The following is a 16,561-nucleotide window of genomic DNA, read 5'->3' on the forward strand; positions in this document are numbered from 1 at the left end:
ATTCAGGAGGGTGAATCCGTCGTTAGGAATGGGTTAATGCTCTTCGCTGATTTTCTCAAAGATCAGATCCCATACACCATGTCCTAATCTGTGACCACGCTGTTCAAACTTGGTCAGGGGGCGATAGTCCGGGCGAGGGGTAAACTTTCCTTTGGCTTGGGTATTCTGGAAATCTTCCGCTGAGTTCATTACTTCCATCATGTGTTCGGCATAATCTTCCCAGTCAGTCGCCATGTGGAAATGCCCGCCTTTTTTCAGATGGCCTGCAATGGTTTTGACGAACTGCGGCTGTACGATGCGGCGCTTGTTATGACGCTTTTTGTGCCATGGATCTGGAAAGAACAGGTAGACAGCCGCAAGGCTCGATTTCGGGATGCGCTTTTCCAGAACTTCAATTGCGTCGTGATTAAAAACCCGAACATTCGTCAAAGCTTTTTCCTCGACCAGTTTCAGTAGCGCACCGACACCCGGTCTATGTACCTCGATACCGATGTAATTTTGTTGAGGGTTGGCTTCTGCCATCTCGGCTAAGCTTTTCCCCATTCCGAAGCCGATTTCAACGATTGTCGGAGCTTCGCGGCCGAAAACTTCGTTCAGATCCAGCAGTTGATTGGTGACTTCCAGTCCGTATTTGGGCCAGTTGTTGTCCATGGCGCGCTGTTGCGATTGCGACATGCGACCTTGGCGTAACACGAAGCTTTTGATGCGGCGTTGTTCCGGATTTACGGATGGATTTTGGGTATCGTTTGTGGAATCTGTCATGGGATGGGTCTATCGGCTATCTAAATAAAAGTAAAACGAAAAATCCGGTATAGTATACCGTATCTTTCAGGCCGCAGTTGCGGCTCTTTTTTTGAGTTGAACAACATTTCAAGATGCAAGAATTTTCCGAAAAACTGTTGGCCTGGTTCGACGTATACGGACGTCATGATCTGCCTTGGCAACAGAATAAAACCGCATACCGTGTTTGGGTTTCAGAGATCATGCTCCAGCAAACCCAAGTGAAAACGGTTATTCCGTATTACGAACGTTTCATGCAGAGCTTTCCGACTTTACAACAACTAGCGGATGCTTCGCAGGAAGAGGTGTTGGCTCATTGGTCGGGTTTGGGCTATTACGCCCGGGGGAGAAATCTTCATAAAGCGGCGCAGCTAATACAGCAAGAATATGGCGGGGAGTTTCCGGACGAATTTGACGAGATCGTTTCTCTACCTGGAATCGGGCGTTCGACGGCCGGAGCGATTCTGTCGATAGCGCATAAAAAGCGTTATCCGATTTTGGACGGTAATGTAAAACGGGTTTTGAGCCGTTATCTGGCCGTGGAAGGTTGGCCCGGTGAGAAGCCGATTGAAAACAAAATGTGGGAACAGGCTGATCTGTTTACGCCGGAACGGCGTTTTGACGACTATACTCAGGCAATCATGGATTTAGGGGCGACGTTGTGTACCCGTTCCAAGCCCGGTTGCGATGCCTGTCCTCTAGCATCGGATTGTGCCGCATTGAAACAGGATCGTGTTGCGAATTTCCCTTTTTCCAAGCCAAAGAAAACCAAACCTGTCAAACAGGCCAGTCTATTGATGCTGTTGAATGAGCGTAATCAGATATGGTTGGAGCAGAGACCGCAAAACGGGATTTGGGGAGGCCTGTGGAGTTTGCCGCAATACGGTTCACTTGAAGAGTTGGAACAGGCTTTAAAACCGGCATTGCAAAGTCATGCAGGAGGCGGTCAGAGTTTGGTAAAATGGGAATCATTCCGCCACACTTTCAGTCACTATCATCTGGATATCGAGCCGGTGAGTGTCGGGGAGGTGCAAGAAGCCCCCGCAGGTTGGTGCGGAGAGTGGTATAACCTTACGCAGACCAATGAATTAGGTCTGCCAGCCCCAGTGAAAAGTCTGCTGGGCCAACTGGAGAAAGAATATGTCAAGAATGGTCAAATGCGCAAAAATGGGTGAAGAGCTGGAAGGATTGGATTTTCCTCCGTTTCCAGGTGAACTTGGTCAGAAGGTTTTCGAAAACATCTCTAAAGAAGCGTGGAAGCAGTGGTTGGCTCAACAGACCATTTTGATCAACGAATATCGTTTATCAAGCTTGGACCCGAAGGCGAGAAGTTTTTTGCAGGAAGAAATGCAGAAGTTTCTGTTCAGCGATGAAGACATCGATATGCCGGACGAATTCAAAGCGTTATAAACCGCCCCGATCACTTTCGGTTCGAACGTATCATGGACGATTTGGTTGATGTTTTTGTCGGACGGCAACCCATCTTCGATAAAGAGATGCAGTTGTTCGCCTATGAGTTGCTGTTTCGTGAAAACGGTAAAGACAACCAAGCCGTGGTACTTGGAGGCGATCAAGCTTCCGCCCAGGTGATGCTAAGTGCTTTCGGCGACATCGGCCTTAAAGATGTCGTCGGCGAGCAAAAAGCCTTCATAAATTTCACTGAGGGATTGTTAAATCCCGACTACGAATCCTTTTTCCCCCGCAAACATATCGTCATTGAAGTGCTCGAAGATGTCGAGGTGACGCCTAAATTAATCCACTGTCTTAAGCTGTTGCGTGACAAGGGCTTTGTCATCGCTTTGGATGATTATGTCTTCAATCCTGAACTCAAGGTTCTGGAGGATTTTGCCGACATCATCAAGGTCGATATCCTAGAGGTCGGTGCCAAACCGCTGATTCAACACTGTGCCAATCTCAAAGCCAAAGGCATTCGTCTGTTGGCGGAAAAGGTTGAGACCCGGAATCAGTTCGAATACTGTAAAAAACTTGGCTTCGATTACTTTCAGGGATATTTCTTCGCCAAGCCTAAAATCATTCAAGGCAAGCGGTTGCCGACCAATAAGTTGGGCGTTCTGTCTCTTTTGACGAATGTTTATGACCCCGACGTGGACATGCGCAAATTATCCGATCTCATCAGCCAAGACGTGAGTCTTAGTGAAAAGTTGCTCAAGTTTGCTTCAGAAACCGGTCGAAGCGGGCATGAAGTGACCTCGATTCATGATGCCGTGATGCGTTTTGGGCTGGAACGGTTAAAGAGCTGGGTCAGTATGCTGATGCTGTCGGGAATGGACGATAAACCGGTTGAGCTGTTTAAAACCGCTCTGACACGAGCCAAGTTTTGTGAGCTGATTGGTAGTAGGATGCAAGGGTTTTCAGCAGATACCTACTTTACCGTTGGGTTGTTCTCAAGCCTGGATGCAATTATGGATAGTGACATGCAGGATTTACTGGAGAGACTGAATCTGAGCATGGTGATGCGGAACGCTCTCTTGAATCAGGAGGGAAGTTTGGGGCATGCGTTGGTGATTGTGAAAGGAATCGAGCAGGGAGAGACTGATTTTGAAGTCCCGGCAGGCCTGTCGGCAACCGAACTGTCCGGTTTGTATCTAAAGGCGATGCAGTTTTCAAAAGCGATTTCAGTTTAAGTTGAGCGGTATGTCCTAATAATAAAAAAGCCCGTATTTACGGGCTTTTTTGTATAGGTCTTAACGTCTTATTTGTGATACTGAGGGCTCAGCTCCACAACGGCGTTGATAAAGGCGCCAGCATGTTCCGGATTAACTTCCGGGTGGATACCGTGACCCAAGTTGAAGACGTGTCCGGAACCTTTACCGTATTTTTCCAAGATGGTTGCCACTTCCTCACGGATGCGTTCCGGCTTGGCGTATAGGATGCTCGGATCCATGTTTCCTTGCAATGCAACTTTGTCACCGACACGAGCACGAGCTTCGTCGATGTCGGTTGTCCAGTCCAGTCCTAAAGCATCCGCACCGGTCGCAGCCATTTTCTCAAGCCATTGTCCGCCACCTTTGGTAAACAGGATGACCGGTACCTTGCGGCCTTCGTTTTCACGCTTCAAACCGTCGACGATCTTATGCATGTAGCGCAATGAGAATTCCTGATAGTCTCTAGGAGTCAAGACGCCACCCCAAGTGTCGAATACCTGAACCGCTTGCGCACCCGATTCGATCTGGGCATTCAGATAAGCGATGACCGAGTCCGCCAGTACATCCAGGATGTGGTGCAGGGTGGCCGGTTCATCGTACATCATCGCTTTGATTTTCGAATAGGTCTTGCTGGAACCGCCTTCAACCATATAGGTCGCCAGGGTCCAAGGGCTGCCTGAGAAACCGATCAAAGGCACGCGGCCGTTTAGGTTCTTACGGATGGTGCTGACCGCATCCATGACGTAGCCCAGGTCTGATCCCATATCCGGAACGAACAGTTTTTTGGCGTCAGCCATGGTACGGACCGGTTTATCAAAGACTGGTCCTTCACCGGTTTCAAAACGCAGACCAAGTCCCATCGCATCCGGAATAGTCAGGATGTCAGAGAAAAGAATCGCCGCATCCAACGGGAAACGTTCCAAAGGTTGCAGGGTCACTTCGCAGGCCAACTCCTTGTTACGACAAAGATCCATGAAAGATCCTGCCTGTTTACGGGTTGCGCGGTATTCTGGCAGATATCGACCGGCTTGACGCATCATCCATACAGGGGTGCGGTCAACGGGTTCTTTAAGAAGTGCACGTAAAAAACGGTCGTTTTGAAGATCTGCCATTGAAAATTCCTTTGTTCCTTTAGAGTGCGATTAAACCTATGATAATTATTAGGATGTTCAGGTTTAATGCGAATAAGTTAATCGCACTATTTTAACGGAAATGGGCGCCCTTCGAAACTAAAAAACGCCGAGCAGAGGTATTTAGCCGAAGGTGGCTTATTTACGGTTCAATGGATTAAGCAAGTTGATTGCGTTGGGATTATCGATCACAACGTACATGGCGCCTTTGTAGAAAAAGGATTGCCCGCGTACTTCTATTCTCTTGCCTTGCAAGGCTTGCAGGGCACTGAAGTCGAACCTGTTCCAGTAATCTTTGGGAACCCGTATGCCGGTGGTATCAAGATTAACGATGTAGTTGGTGCTGGATTTTTCCACCTTGTCGACTACGCCGCTAATGATTCGAAAGCCGTCGTCCTGCTTGCGGAGTTCTGAGCTTTTGACAATCGGAAAATGGAATTCAGGGTGTTTTTCGGCAACATCCCAGAGTCCGTAGCCCTTGCTGCGTGCTCTTTGTTCGGCTTCGAAATAGCAGCGTGCGTGGCGGGTGTTTTGGTGGCTGGTGAGAGCCAGAACATAACCGTTTTCCAGTATTTTTTCCTGGACGTTAGTACCGTCTCTAAGGAAAAGGTGCGCGAGTTGATGGTTGAAGGGGTCTACTTTGGTGGTGTCGTATTCGACGCCGACTTCCATGTCGTTGTTGGCGAGTAGCTTGTTAAGAAACAGTTGGGATTCTTTTGCCAGTGGCTGGCCGGGTGTATTGAACTTCTGTTTTTGTTGAATTTGCGGTGCTTGGACGCCAATCAATCGGAAACGTTCGCCTTGGATGATGACCATGTCGCCGCTTTCCGCATAGGTTGCTTTGACCCAAGTCAGCTTTGATTCAGGTGCACAGTCGTCCGCCAGACTGGCGTTGGAAGCGCCGATCAAACCGACGAGTAAATTTAGGACGATGAATAGTTTCGTTTTCATATCGAGTAATTGTATGGTTATTTTGGGTTAAATACAAAAGCCCGTAGGACCGGTTTCAAGAGTATGAATTTGAGTAGCAATTACAAGGCCAGAGTCGGCGGAAATGGGTTTTTATGCTTGGAGGGCAAAGTTCGGGCATAAAAAAAGCGCTGTATCCAAATCTCGAAAGACTGGATGACAGCGCTTTAGCTGAAAAGCAAACTTTAAAAAAGTTTTGCTTATCGACGTGCGTACTTTTGTTTGAACTTCTCAACACGCCCTTCAGTATCAACAAGTGTTTGCTTACCTGTGTAGAAAGGGTGAGAAGCGCTAGAAACTTCTACACGAACTAGCGGATATTCTTTACCGTCTAAAGTAATTGTATCGCCAGAAGTTTTTTCAATGGTAGAACGAGTCAAAAAAGTTTCGCCAGTAGAGATGTCCTGGAAAACGACTTCGTTGTATTCTGGATGAATGTCTGCTTGCATGATGACGGTCCATTAATTAGTTTTTCAAAAAAAATGAATTATAGTGATAAAAATTGAAATTGCAAATTTCTTTTCAGAATTATTTTAAGTTTCTGTTTGAATTTATTGCAAAAATCAGTCGTTAATCCGGTGGGAAGAGGTTTTTTGGAACCTCTTCGTCCGCCGGTTTGTTTAGCGTTTCATTGCGCTGAACAGGTCGTCGTTGGTTTTAGTCACCTTCATCTGGTCGATCAGAGTCTCGATCGCCTCGACTTCGTTCATGGACTGTAGGAAACGACGAAGAATCCAAATGTTCTGTAGTTCGTCCTGAGTTGTAAGTAACTCTTCCTTACGGGTACCGGATTTCTCCAGGTTGATTGCAGGGAAGACGCGCTTCTCGGCGATGTTACGGGACAAGTGAAGTTCCATGTTACCGGTTCCCTTGAATTCCTCGAAGATAACCTCGTCCATCTTGGAACCGGTATCGACCAACGCCGTAGCGATGATGGTCAATGATCCGCCTTCTTCGATGTTACGTGCCGCACCGAAGAAACGTTTCGGACGGTGCAGGGCGTTGGCGTCCACACCACCGGAAAGGATTTTTCCGGATGCCGGAGTCACGGTGTTGTAGGCGCGAGCCAGACGCGTGATGGAATCCAATAGGATGATGACGTCGGTTTTGTGTTCGACCAGTCGCTTGGCTTTTTCGATAACCATTTCCGCTACCTGTACGTGACGGGTTGCCGGTTCGTCGAACGTAGAAGAGATTACTTCGCCGCGTACCGTACGCTGCATTTCGGTTACCTCTTCCGGACGTTCGTCGATCAGAAGAACGATCAAGTAAGCATCCGGATAGTTTTCGGCAATCGACTGCGCCATTTGCTGCAGGATGACAGTCTTACCAGACTTAGGCGGTGCAACGATCAGACCACGCTGACCTTTACCGAACGGCGCAGCGATATCGATGATTCGCGGCGTGATGTCTTCCGTACTGCCGTTACCGATCTCCATCTTCAAACGCTCTTGAGCATGAAGCGGCGTCAAGTTTTCGAAGGCGATCTTCTTACGTGCGACTTCCGGTTCTTCGAAGTTGATCTTCTCGACTTTTAACAGTGCGAAATAGCGTTCACCTTCTTTCGGCGGACGAATCTTACCTTGGATGGTATCCCCTTTGCGCAGTCCGAAACGTCGAATCTGGCTTGGAGAAACATAAAGGTCGTCCGGTCCGGCTAGATAAGAGCCGTCTGCCGTTCTCAGGAAACCGAAACCGTCAGGTAGGATTTCAAGAACCCCCTGACCGTAAATGTCTTCGCCCTTTTTCGCGTGTGCTTTTAGGATTGCGAAAATGATGTCTTGTTTGCGCAAACGAGCCAGGTTATCTAGGCCCATGCTGGCGGAAAGTTCAATTAAGGAAGAGACGGATTGTTGTTTTAAATCAGTTAAATTCATATTGTTAAATCTGGGTCTTTATTGTGAATAAGGATTATTCAAAGGGGTTAAAGAAAGAAGGTAAAAATGGGAAGGAATGTGAATTTGGAAAATCCGGCATCCCGAGGTTTGTCAGGATGCCGTCAATCTTATAGGTTTCCGTCTAGGAAAGCGCAAAGTTGAGATTTTGATAGAGCGCCTACTTGAGTCGCATCAACTTCACCATTTTTGAATAACATTAGAGTCGGGATACCACGTACACCATATTTAGGAGGTGTTGCTGGGTTTTCATCGATGTTTAATTTTGCAACTTTGACTTTACCGTCATATTCGCCTGAAATCTCGTCAAGGATCGGGGCGATCATCTTACAAGGTCCGCACCACTCAGCCCAGAAATCTACTAGAACTGGAATGTCAGATTGTAATACTTCAGCTTCAAAATTCGCATCGCTGGTTGAAATCATGTTTTAAACTCCTAATTATTTTCTATTCTATACGAGTAGGCTGACTCATGCCGTGCTGCCCTCGGCAGTCATGGAGAGGTCAAATTGGATTCGTATGGAAATTATCTGAATCGATGATGGATGTCCATTTTTTAAATTCGAGCTTTAAAAAAGAGGAATGAGGCACCCATATATGTTTTTTGAATTTTTAGATTGACTAATTATTACATTAATAGAATTTGAATTGCAAGGGCTTATTTAAGTAAATATTAATATTTTTTAGGTCCTCTTTTTTGTAAAGAGGGCTTTGCTTACCAAAACGACTTTAAATTAGCGTACGATATGGACAATCGAAAATTTTGACTGGAACAGGAATAAGAAGGGCCATTATTAACGGCCTGGAATGGCAAGATTTATGGATATCTCCTATATATTAAATGATTTGAATGATGCACAGCGTGAAGCGGTCACCGTCGATGATCGGCACGCCCTTATTTTAGCCGGGGCGGGAAGCGGAAAGACCCGGGTTTTGGTGCATCGTATCGCCTGGCTGATTGAAGTGATGGGCATGTCGGCCTATAACATCATGGCGGTCACCTTTACTAATAAGGCGGCTAATGAGATGCGCGGCCGTATCGAAGCCTTGATCGGGCAGCAGGCTCAGGGATTGACGATGGGAACCTTTCACGGCATTGCCTACCGTCTGTTACGCCAGCATTATCAGGAAGTAGGGCTGCCTCAGAATTTTCAGATTCTGGATTCTGACGATCAGAAAAGAGTCATCAAACGCTTGCTAAAAAGCATGGAGTTGGATGAGGCGCAATGGCCGCATCGCCAGGTTCAGTCTTTTATTAACAGCGAAAAAGAGGAAGGTCGTCGCCCGCAACATATTGATCCGGGTCACAACCCGTTTGTGGCGAAAATGGTCCAGATTTATGCCGCCTATGAAGAGCAGTGCAAGCGTTCGGGTCTGGTCGATTTTGCTGAATTGCTGCTACGCGCTCATGAACTGTGGTTGAAAAACCCCGAGGTGCTGGCGCATTATCAGGCACGTTTTAAACACATTCTGGTGGACGAGTTTCAGGATACCAATACCTTGCAGTATGCATGGCTAAGGGTGCTGGCGGGTGGAACCGGTAAACTGTTCGTGGTCGGTGACGACGACCAGTCTATCTACGGCTGGCGTGGCGCCAAGGTGGAGAACATCCGCCAGTTCGACGAAGACTTCGCCAACGTGAAGATCGTTCGTCTTGAGCAGAACTACCGTTCCACCGGCACCATACTTAAAGCCGCCAATGCCCTGATTTCCCACAACACCACCCGCATGGGTAAACAATTGTGGAGTGCGGGAGAAGAAGGCTCACCGATACGCATCTACGAAGCTTTCAACGAAATGGACGAGGCCAACTATATCTGTAACCAGATACAGGCCTGGTGCGAACAGGGAGGCTCCCGAAGCGACGTGGCGGTGCTGTATCGCTCCAATGCTCAATCCCGTGTGATAGAACAGGGATTGATGCATGCGCAGATCCCTTACCGGGTCTACGGCGGCCTGCGTTTCTACGACCGTGCCGAGATTAAGGACGTATTAAGTTATCTGCGTTTGATTTTGAACCGTGAAGACGACGCGGCTTTCGAACGCGTATACAACCACCCGCCACGTGGCATAGGCCAGAAGACGGCAGACGGCATCCGTGATGTGGCTCGTGACCAGCAGATTTCGATGTGGGCAGCCGCCAAGCTGTTGACGGAGAAGGGATTGACGGCTCGGGCCAAGACATCGGTCAACGGCTTCCTGGATTTAATTGAAAATCTGGCGCAAAGTACAGCCGATCAGGATTTACAGGATCAGGTCATGCAGGTCATTTCACGTTCCGGTTTGCAGGCACATTTTGAAAAGGATACCTCCGAGCAAGGGCAGAGCCGCCTTGAGAACATCGACGAATTGATTAACGCCGTCAGCCAGTTCAAGGCTTCCAAACCGCAGGAAAGCGTCGAGGGTGTAGAGAGCGAAGAGCAAGCGAATCAGGCGGCGGCCGGCGTCACCATTGGCGATCAACCCGAGCACGCTGATCCGTTGTCGGAATTTTTGGCTCAAGCAGCATTGGAAGCAGGCGAACAGCAGGCGGATGCCTGGGAGTCGTCAGTACAGTTGATGACGCTGCATGCCGCCAAGGGTTTGGAATTTCCATTGGTGTTCATGATTGGCGTCGAAGAAGGTTTATTCCCGTCGCAGCAGTCTTTGGAAGATCCGTCCCGACTGGAAGAGGAGCGTCGCTTGGCGTATGTGGGGGTGACGCGTGCCGAACAGCAGCTGATTATCACGTTCGCCAACCGTCGCCGTTTGCATGGTTCGGAGTTTTATCCGGCGCCGTCGCGTTTCATCAAGGAGATACCTTCCGAATGCGTCGATTTCGTGCGTCTGTCCGGGTCGGTTCGTCCGACTACCGAATCCGCCATGAACAGCAACATCAGTGCGGCTTTGGCGGCGGAGAACCAGAGCGGTTACCAGATCGGCGACCGTGTCCGTCATGCCAAGTTCGGTGAAGGGATTGTGCTGACGATTCAGGGCAGCGGTGATCACGCCAGTGTCAATGTGCATTTCGATGACGTCGGCTCCAAATGGTTGGTCATGGCTTACGCCAAGCTGGATAAGTGTTGAGTGGGATGATGAATGCCATGTTGAAAGTGAATCGCCTCAAAGCATTCGGTATGAAAGCCGAAGTCGACTTCGAATTGGTCGCAGAAGAGTGGGTGATCCTGTTTGGCCCGTCCGGAACCGGGAAATCGGTTTTGTTGCGGGCTTTGGCCGATCTGATTCCGCACAGCGGAGACGTGTTTCTGGAAACGGAGGCGCAGGATGACATGTGTCCGGAAACATGGCGGCGGCAGGTGATGTATTTCCCGGCCGAAACCGCCTGGTGGCGGGAATCGGTCGAAGAGCATTTTGACACTCAGCCAACGGCCGAGCAGTTGCAGTCGGTCGGCTTGAAAACTGAACATTTAAAGCGCACCATCAACAGTCTGTCCAGTGGCGAAAAGCAGCGGTTGGCGTTATTGCGGGGACTGCTCTACCAGCCCAAAGTCCTGCTATTGGACGAAATTACCGCGAACCTCGATCCGGAGAGTACAGCTCAGGTGGAGCAGTTACTTAAAGAATATGTGAACGAACATCGTGCGACGGTGCTTTGGGTCAGTCATGACGAATTGCAGAGCAAACGTCTGGCATCGGACGGCAAGCGCTGGAACATCCTTGAATTGTACGAAGGACTGAAGGGAGAGAGCCGATGATTTTCCTGAGTTATGTCGATCTGGCAACCCTCTCTGTTTTGATTATCCTGCTGGGCGGCCTTCTTTGGTTGAACGGTTTTACTCACGTCAAACAATTTTGGTGGGCCAACCTGCGCATGGTCGCCCAGTTGCTCTTTATGGGCGTTTGGCTGAGTTGGGTGTTCTATGCGGATAACTGGATTTGGGTGGCTCTAGTCGGTCTGGTGATGCTGTTGGCCGCCGCCTACGAAATTGCCAAGCGTCAGCATTATAGCTTCAAGGGCGGGTATAGTCTGTGGATCGGATTGTTTTCGATTTCCATGACGTCGCTGATCCTGCTGGTGGGGGTGTTGACGTTGGTCATCGAGCCGCAACCCTGGTATCAGCCGCAGTATGCGATTCCTTTATTGGGAATGCTGTTGGGTAACAGCATGACCGCAATTGCTTTGGGAGTCGATAGCCTGACGCGAAATGCCGTGCAGTTCAAGCCGCAGATTGAAGCGCAGTTGGCGTTGGGTAAAACCGCCAAACAGGCCATGCAGTTCGTTCGAGAACAGAGTCTGCATACCGCAATGATGCCGGTGGTCAATATGCTGGCGGCGGCGGGCATCATCTCCCTGCCGGGGATGATGACCGGTCAGATTCTGGCTGGAACCGACCCGTCGGAAGCGGTGAAGTATCAGATCATGGTGATGTTTTTGATCGCAACCTCGACCGGTCTGGGGACACTGATCGCCATCAATCTGGCCTGCCGGAAATTGTTCGATCAGCGCCAGAGACTGATTCTGGATCAGTTGGATAAAAATCACTAAATTTTTATAGAGTGATTTGATTGCGGCCTTTGTTTTTTGATCTGTAGAGTGCACTATCTGCTCGGTCGAGCAGTTCAGAAATACTTTCCGATTTTTGCATGCAGGCGATTCCGCCGCTTATGGTCACTTGTTCAACCTCCGGAAAGCGATGGTTTTCCACTTTGCCGCGAAGTTCTTCCGCTAAACGCACCATGAAATCTTTGTCGGAATGTTCGAGCACGACAATGAACTCCTCGCCCCCCCAGCGTCCTATGTAGGCGTTATTTCTGAAAGTCTGTAGCAGCAATTTGGCGAAATCTTGCAGAACCTGATCTCCGGCCTGGTGCCCGAAATTGTCGTTGATGGCTTTGAAGTTGTCCAGATCAACCAGTAGCACACAGGTATTGGTTTCGCTTTTTTCGAATTCAGCATGGCAGTTTTCAAGCACGCGTTCGATTTTGAGACGGTTGAACAGCTGAGTCAGTGGATCGGTGATGGATAAACGTTCCAGCATTTTGTTCTGTTGCAGTAGTTCATCCTGGGCGGCGGTTAATTCTTGGGTGCGGGCTTGTACTTCCTGTTCGAGGTTGTCGTTTGTCTGGCGAAGTTTGTGATTGATGATATTGAATCGGCGTCCAAGAAAAACCGAGAACAACATGCTGACGATGATCAGGGTTGTCGCCAGCAGAATGATCGATTGCATCAGCTGGTCGACCTGTTGTCTGGCTTGGCCGATCGACTTTTTTATTTCGGTGGCCTGGTCTAGCGAGAACTCGTTGACCTTGTGACTGAAACGGTCGAGTTTGGCGAAACCTTCTTCAGTCAACAGTTGTTTGGCGGCTTCCGTTTGCCCGGCCATGGCCAGGTCGGCAATGCGGTTGTGTAACGGCCCGGTCTCTTTACCCATCGCCCGGATCTGGTTGAGCCAATCAAGTTCATGTTCGTTACTTTCCACCAGTGCTGCGAGTTGGTCGCGGTAGTGGGTGTAGTGCATGCCATCTTCGTAGAGGCCCATCAGAGCGGCATCTTTGTCGAAAGGGTCATCGGAAAGGAGAATCCGTTGGATATCGACCGTGCGCTTCTGACCGGCAATATGCAAATTCATCAGGTTATGCTGTTTTTGGTATTGGTTGTCGACGACCTGAGTCGCGCTACTGAGTGTGGTGGCGGTGATTTGTTGAGCGGTGATGACCAAGGTGCTGACCAGAAGCAGAGTCAACAGAAATGCGACCAGAATGATGTTATTTGAGCGAAACCTGAAGTACTTGACCATCGTTGCCAGTTGGATGCTTTGAAATAATCCTTATCAATATAGTGGATATGGCTTTACGGTCAAGCGATTTGGCTTGGTTTCGCTATCAACATTTTTTGGTCAGGCATTGATAATTAAAACCCGACAGGCCTGTTCAAATTGAAATCGAACAGGCCTGTCGGGTTTGTAGACGGTTTTTGGTCAAAGCAGGGACTAAATTCCGATCGGATTCAGATAGCGTTCCCGTTTTTTGGGTTTGAGTTTGTCGAGTTCGACCAGAATCAAGGCGTCGATGCAGGCATTGAAATCCGGGTCAATACTGAAGTCGATAAAACGACAGCCTTTATCGTCAGCCACTTCGGCATACTGCTTGAACAGAGTTGGCACTTTGACGCCTTCCAGTTCCAGCAGGGCGTTCAGTTTCTTGAAGCTGTCTTTGTAGTCTTCGCTGAAGACCGTCTTGGCGATTTCCTGATTTTCCTTTCGCAGTTTAATCGGACGTTTGGCAACCGCCAGATCCTGGTTGGAACCAAGCTGCTGTTGATAGAAACCGATAATCAGTTCTTGGGCGTTTTGCGGGTAGGCATCGCTCAAGGAGACCGGGCCAAACAGGTATTTGATTTCAGGGTGCTGGGCGACGTAAGCCCCGATTCCGTACCAAAGATAGTCCAGGCTGCGTTTTCCCCAGTAGCGCGGCTGCACGAAGCTGCGTCCCAGTTCAATGGCATTCGGTAAGTAGTCTTCTATTTCCGGTTTCAGGTCGAACAGGGTGCTGGTATAGAGACCTTCGATACCGTATTTATCAACCAGGTTTTTGCATTCGCCGATACGGTAAGCGCCGACGATCTCCAGTTCTTCTTCGTCCCATAGCACCAGGTGTCGGTACTGGCTGTCGTACTTGTCAAGATCCATTGGCGTGCCGGTGCCTTCTTCAACCGAGCGGAAAGTCAGTTCGCGCAGGCGGCCGATTTCGTGCATCACCGGAGAATCGGGTTCGAAGTCGTAGAGGTAGATTTTTTTGCCGTCCTGGGTCTGACCAAGCAACTGGGCTTTCTTGAGCGTTTTTTTGAGTGCTTTGGGATCGACCGGATGGGCGATGGTCTCAACGGTTTCAAAAAGCGGTTTCTTGCCTTTTTTGGCGGCTTTGGCTTCTTTGTCCAGTTTGTATAGATGTTTGCGGAAACGGTTGGCCAGAGCCTTGGCTGGCATGTCGAGTTTGGCAACCGCTTTCCATGGAATCGCTTTTCCGATGTGGAACTGGATTTCCTGATGATCTTTGTTGAACATTTCCTGCACCAGCATCAAGGTTCCCAGTGGCTTGTACAGCGCTGAAAGGCTATAGAACAAAGCGGAGTTGCGTGCGTCGACATAGATCGGAACGATCGGCGAATTCGATTTCTCCGCCAGCTTGAGGAAGCCCGCTTTCCATTTGCCGTCGCGGACTCCATTAGGACGAATGCGAGAGACTTCGCCTGCCGGGAAGATGATGACTGCCTCGTCGTTGTCCAATGCTTTTAAAATCGCCTTGAACTGGGTTTTGTGCGAGGCTTTGCCGCTGATGTTGTCAACACCGAGAAAGAGGGATTGCAATGGATCGATGTGGTTCAGCAGGTCGCTGGCGACGATGCGCACATCCGAACGGACGCTACGGACCATTTTCAGCAGAGCCAGTCCGTCAAGTGAACCGATCGGGTGATTGGCGACCAGAATGGCACGACCTTCCGACGGAATTCGGTTCAGTGAACGCGAGCTGACACGGTAACTGAAATTGAAATGGTTCAATACCTGATCCAGAAACGCAAACCCGCGAAGGTGTTGGTGGGTCAGGATGAATTGGTTGATTTCATCTTCGTGGGTCAGGGCTTTGATCAGCTTGATAATCAGTTTTCCGCCCTTTTTGTTCGGTAGGTCAGGGAACTTTTCTGTCAGGGCTTTTTCTAGGTTAAGCATCGCGTTTTAGTCATCTTCTTGTTTGGTTTACTTCACTGTGCATTATCCGAGCGGATTTTGAAGTTAAGATGACATCACAATGATATTTTTTTGACAGATGCTCAATGCCCTTATAATCTGCGTAGATTCAAATAACGGTGATGGGCGGAAAAATGTTCGGTATCGATAAGAAGTGGCGTAATCCAAACTTTAAATCCTGGTTGGTCGCATTGCCGTTATGGCTCTGCCTGTCATTCACGCCATTGTTCGCTGCTGACTCCGTTCTGGAACTGGACGATGCCAGCTTAAATATCCACGTTGTCGAGGCCCAGAAAACCACACAGGCACGACTGTTGTGGCTGCCTTCCGAATACGGCATCCTTCCCCAGGAAAAACGCGCCGCTGCGCAACTCGCCAAATATGGCATTGAAAGCTGGTTTGTAGATGTCTATGAGGCTTTGTTTCTGCCGCCGACACCAAGCGCCGTGGATGCGGTGCAGAGTGACTGGATCGAACAGTTAATCGCCAAAGCCAAGCAGGACGGTCGTCCGCTATGGGTGGTTGCGCCAAATAAGGCGGCGCAGTTGGCGGTCAGAGGCTTGTCGAAGTTTCAGCGTGAGGAGCATAACGGTTTGGGGTTGATCCTGATTAACCCGAACCTTTATCTGAATACACCGTTGCCCGGTCAGGACGCACAATATTGGGCGGAAGTGACCAGCGTCAATTTGCCGATCAGTATTTTGCAGGCCGAACTTTCCCCTTGGCGCTGGCGGGTCATGAAGCTGGCCGATAAATTGGCGAACAGCGGCAGTGACGTATTGGTCAAACTACAGAACAAGGTCAGGGACCGTTATTACTTCCGTCCGGATGCCTTGCCGATCGAAAAGCAGATTGCCACCCACTTGGCAGACGACCTTCGCAGGTTGATGCAATGGCAACTGGCTTATCTTTCGGAAACCAGAATCGGTGGTGAACCTGCCAAACAGGTCGAAAACAAGGTCGAAGCGACCCGCTCCACCGAGTTGCAAGTCTATCGTGGCGATCAGAATCGCGGTTTGGAGCTGCAGGATTTGGGTGCCCGTTCGGTTTCGTTGACAGACTATAAAGGCAAGGTAGTGTTGCTTAATTTTTGGGCAAGCTGGTGTCCGCCTTGTGTGCATGAGATGCCGTCCATGGCTCGTCTCAAAGACAAGCTGGCAAACCAGCCGTTTGAAATCCTGGCGGTGAACCTGGCCGAGGAACAAAGGGCGATCAAGGCTTTCCTGATGCAACACCCTGTCAATTTCCCAGTCTTGCAGGATCCGTCCGGTTCGGCGGTTAAGACCTGGCAGGTGTTCGCCTATCCAAGCAGTTATCTGATTGATAAGCAGGGCAAGATACGTTTTGCCCTGTTCGGGGGTACCGAGTGGGACCAGAAAAGTCACTTGGATAAGATTGAAGGGTTGCTGGCGGAGTAAGTCTTGTAAAAACAACGG

The 16,561-nt window shown here is 49.4% G+C and carries 15 protein-coding genes; 7 read left to right on the top strand and 8 right to left on the bottom strand.

Translation table 11 applies throughout. The features are described 5' to 3' along the window. Positions 1-33 precede the first annotated feature (33 nt). The gene (gene trmB, locus QCB45_RS08440; protein WP_279420489.1) at positions 34-762 is read right to left on the bottom strand and encodes a tRNA (guanosine(46)-N7)-methyltransferase TrmB; all 729 of its coding nucleotides are present in this window, start codon (positions 760-762) and stop codon (positions 34-36) included. A 113-nt stretch (positions 763-875) separates the two neighbouring features. On the opposite strand from trmB, the gene mutY reads away from it, so the two are divergent. Genes mutY through QCB45_RS08455 form a run of 3 tightly spaced genes read left to right on the top strand, consistent with a single transcriptional unit; the run spans position 876 to position 3,425 of the window. Further along, positions 876-1,955, top strand: a complete 1,080-nt coding sequence (mutY, locus tag QCB45_RS08445; protein ID WP_279420490.1) for an A/G-specific adenine glycosylase — start codon at positions 876-878, stop codon at positions 1,953-1,955. Next, positions 1,921-2,190, top strand: a complete 270-nt coding sequence (locus QCB45_RS08450; protein ID WP_279420491.1) for an oxidative damage protection protein — start codon at positions 1,921-1,923, stop codon at positions 2,188-2,190. The genes mutY and QCB45_RS08450 overlap by 35 nt, the downstream gene beginning before the upstream one ends. 32 nt (positions 2,191-2,222) lie before the next feature. Continuing rightward, on the top strand, positions 2,223-3,425 hold the full coding sequence (locus QCB45_RS08455) for an HDOD domain-containing protein (protein ID WP_279420492.1): 1,203 nt from the start codon (positions 2,223-2,225) through the stop codon (positions 3,423-3,425). Positions 3,426-3,493: 68 nt separating this feature from the next. Here the strand turns inward: QCB45_RS08455 and hemE are convergent, their stop codons facing one another. The 5 genes from hemE to trxA form a co-directional block, all read right to left on the bottom strand. Further along, positions 3,494-4,558, bottom strand: a complete 1,065-nt coding sequence (gene hemE, locus QCB45_RS08460; protein WP_279420494.1) for a uroporphyrinogen decarboxylase — start codon at positions 4,556-4,558, stop codon at positions 3,494-3,496. A 156-nt stretch (positions 4,559-4,714) separates the two neighbouring features. Next, complete coding sequence (locus tag QCB45_RS08465) at positions 4,715-5,527, bottom strand: thermonuclease family protein (RefSeq protein WP_279420495.1); 813 nt, start codon at positions 5,525-5,527, stop codon at positions 4,715-4,717. Positions 5,528-5,745: 218 nt separating this feature from the next. After that, positions 5,746-5,994 carry a type B 50S ribosomal protein L31 gene (locus tag QCB45_RS08470; protein WP_028485686.1) on the bottom strand — a complete coding sequence of 83 codons (249 nt, stop codon included), beginning with the start codon at positions 5,992-5,994 and terminating at the stop codon, positions 5,746-5,748. 171 nt (positions 5,995-6,165) lie between these two features. After that, on the bottom strand, positions 6,166-7,422 hold the full coding sequence (rho, locus tag QCB45_RS08475; protein WP_279420497.1) for a transcription termination factor Rho: 1,257 nt from the start codon (positions 7,420-7,422) through the stop codon (positions 6,166-6,168). 128 nt (positions 7,423-7,550) lie between these two features. After that, entirely contained in the window at positions 7,551-7,865 is a 315-nt protein-coding gene (gene trxA, locus QCB45_RS08480; RefSeq protein WP_279420499.1) for a thioredoxin TrxA, read from the bottom strand. A 394-nt stretch (positions 7,866-8,259) separates the two neighbouring features. Here trxA and uvrD point away from each other — a divergent pair, with 394 nt between their 5' ends. The 3 genes from uvrD to fetB are packed head-to-tail and all read left to right on the top strand — an operon-like array spanning position 8,260 to position 11,926. Continuing rightward, positions 8,260-10,506 (top strand): DNA helicase II, encoded by a 2,247-nt coding sequence (gene uvrD, locus QCB45_RS08485; protein ID WP_279420500.1) that lies wholly within the window; start codon positions 8,260-8,262, stop codon positions 10,504-10,506. A gap of 17 nt (positions 10,507-10,523) precedes the next feature. Beyond that, positions 10,524-11,135, top strand: coding sequence for an ATP-binding cassette domain-containing protein (locus QCB45_RS08490; RefSeq protein ID WP_279420501.1), 612 nt, complete (start codon positions 10,524-10,526; stop codon positions 11,133-11,135). Continuing rightward, positions 11,132-11,926 (top strand): iron export ABC transporter permease subunit FetB, encoded by a 795-nt coding sequence (gene fetB / locus QCB45_RS08495; protein WP_279420502.1) that lies wholly within the window; start codon positions 11,132-11,134, stop codon positions 11,924-11,926. Before QCB45_RS08490 ends, fetB begins: the two co-directional genes overlap by 4 nt. 4 nt (positions 11,927-11,930) lie before the next feature. Here fetB and QCB45_RS08500 read toward each other — a convergent pair whose 3' ends face one another. Next, entirely contained in the window at positions 11,931-13,178 is a 1,248-nt protein-coding gene (locus QCB45_RS08500; protein ID WP_279420503.1) for a diguanylate cyclase, read from the bottom strand. Positions 13,179-13,370: 192 nt separating this feature from the next. Continuing rightward, complete coding sequence (locus QCB45_RS08505) at positions 13,371-15,107, bottom strand: lysophospholipid acyltransferase family protein (RefSeq protein WP_279420504.1); 1,737 nt, start codon at positions 15,105-15,107, stop codon at positions 13,371-13,373. A 152-nt stretch (positions 15,108-15,259) separates the two neighbouring features. Between QCB45_RS08505 and QCB45_RS08510 the strand changes: the two genes are divergently transcribed. Continuing rightward, a complete protein-coding gene (locus tag QCB45_RS08510) occupies positions 15,260-16,543 on the top strand; it encodes a TlpA disulfide reductase family protein (RefSeq protein ID WP_279420505.1) in 1,284 nt (427 codons plus the stop codon). Positions 16,544-16,561 lie beyond the last annotated feature (18 nt).

Origin of the sequence: Thiomicrorhabdus sp. ZW0627, from assembly GCF_029767005.1 — a bacterium.
GTDB lineage: Bacteria > Pseudomonadota > Gammaproteobacteria > Thiomicrospirales > Thiomicrospiraceae > Thiomicrorhabdus.